This is a genomic window from Paenibacillus ottowii (assembly GCF_050516475.1).
Taxonomy (GTDB): Bacteria; Bacillota; Bacilli; order Paenibacillales; family Paenibacillaceae; genus Paenibacillus; species Paenibacillus ottowii.
Map to the genome: position 1 here is coordinate 1,600,921 of NZ_CP191577.1, position 1,669 is coordinate 1,602,589.

Here is a 1,669-nt window from a genome sequence, read left to right on the forward strand (position 1 = left end):
ATAAGAAGTGTTATCAGAATCAATTTTTGCATGATGGGTGGGACATAGTAGTAATAAATTTTCATGACTATTTAACAAATCTTTTGGATAGTTACTATCTCCTCTTGGGCCGATAGGACTTTTCGCAACAATGTGACAAATATGTCCAATAATATCATTACTCGATTCAACGATTAGTTCTTCATTGCATTCAGGAAAAGCACAAATGCCTCCAGAATATGCCCAAAGTATTTTAAGATCTTTATCTTTATATGCCAATCTTATTCCTCCAAGTCTTTCGTCTAACGTTCCTGTATTCACGACCCGGCGTATGTCGGACCCAGAGTGAATGCTCGCAGCGTGAATATTATGTTATACGCTGGTCATTCTTCTCTAACTTACCTACATGGATTGAAAACATTTACGTTTGATTAAGTTTTCGATCTACTAAATAATCAAGTTATTAATCTCTCATAGATATAATTTCTTAGACCAGAAAACAAGACTACTGGATATACCAATTCTTCTTCAAGTGCGCTAGCAGAAAAAGAATCAACTACAAACAAACCAATAGGCTCATGCTTTTCTACTGAATGTGGATCAGCTACCCCTAAATAACTTATTACGGAATCCCAATTCTCTTTAATATCATTAATTTTATTTCTCAGTTTAAATTGGTATGACCCCTTACTAACTTTACGGAATTTATTCAATTCATTACTAATCGCTTTAGCTGTATACTTATAGGGATTATCTTTGCACTCTATGACAAATAACTTTCCTTGAACCAATATAAGAACGTCTATCTGTCCAGACAAAGTTACATAGCCTTTTTTATAATGAAAGGGAATCTCATTTTCTTTTCGAACATTATACTTTATTAATGCGTCTTTAAATGTTGTTTTCAGGGAATTAGCAACTTCTTTTTCAAATTCTTCATGTAATTGCGAAGTGATTTTAAACAACTCACGCTTAAATGAGGATTCTGGAAGAGAATTTTCAATAATATCTAAATATAATGCAGTTGCTGCATATGATAATAGGCTAACAGGGCAAGCAATAATGTCATTTTTTATGGGAATTAAACATTTTCTTAAAGGTCTATATTCTCTTTCTGTGGTCGAAACTGCAAATTCTAAAGTATCTTGATCATTCATAAACAAAGCTAATAATCGTTCAGAAGCTTCAACTGGAATATTTAGTAATTCCATAAACAATAATTTAAAATAAGAAATGCTTCCTATTAAAAATTCATCCGAATTTTTATAAGTTCTTAACAAATCATGCCCAATTTTTTGAACTCCATCTAGATCTACACCAATATATTTTTGACACACTTGATCAAATTGCTTAGAGATTACTTTAGAGATACTTACTTTTCTTCTATTAATCATAGCATCCACGTAGAAATCGGAAAAATAATCATGATCAATTTTTTGATTAACTCTGAGAAGACCTTCCTTATCAATAATCAGTTGATTCTCACTTAGTAAGCCTTCAGAAGCTATATCTCTTACATTTAGTATAAAGAAAATAGCTCTAACTGTAGCAATCAATTCGCCAAATTTATCGTCATTTAGCTTCTTATTAGATTCAGGAACTCTCTCTGAATAATAATTTATTATTTCAATTCCATACTGAAACGCTTGTTTATCAAGAGCCAAAACATTTTCCCACTCTTTATATATAC

2 protein-coding genes are annotated in these 1,669 nt (G+C 31.5%); both read right to left on the bottom strand.

All coding sequences use genetic code 11. The annotated features are described in order from the left end of the window. The coding region (locus ACQQ6X_RS07510) for an HNH endonuclease (protein ID WP_430493549.1) at window positions 1-258 on the bottom strand (258 nt) is incomplete at its 3' end. Window positions 259-434: 176 nt separating this feature from the next. Further along, on the bottom strand, window positions 435-1,669 hold a 1,235-nt coding region (locus ACQQ6X_RS07515; RefSeq protein ID WP_430493550.1), incomplete at its 5' end, for an NERD domain-containing protein.